The following is a 294-nucleotide window of genomic DNA, read 5'->3' on the forward strand; positions in this document are numbered from 1 at the left end:
CCTACGACTATGCCTCCACGTACAGCATCCAGGTGGAGCTGCAACGCAACGGCACATGGCTCGGGTATTATGGGACGGCCTGCCAGGTATCGACCCCTGCCTTGCTCGACAACCCGAACGGATCGGGATCCATCAACCCGTCACAGTGCGGCATCCAGCTGGCCACCATCTCCACGCTCATCGCAACGCCTAGCCTCCTTGGGGCCACGGCCTATAAGTTCCGTGTGACCAACCAGACCGACTCGTCGGTTCCGGGCCAGGTACAGGAGATCGAGCGTACGCAGAACTACTTCG

At 60.9% G+C, this 294-nt stretch carries 1 protein-coding gene; it reads left to right on the forward strand.

Features of this window, described 5'->3' with window-relative positions; translation table 11 throughout:
- On the forward strand, positions 1–294 hold a 294-nt coding region (locus G6047_RS16695), incomplete at both ends, for a hypothetical protein (RefSeq protein WP_211165345.1).

The sequence above is a fragment of the Flavobacterium silvaticum genome, assembly GCF_012911565.1.
GTDB lineage: Bacteria > Bacteroidota > Bacteroidia > Flavobacteriales > Flavobacteriaceae > Flavobacterium > Flavobacterium silvaticum.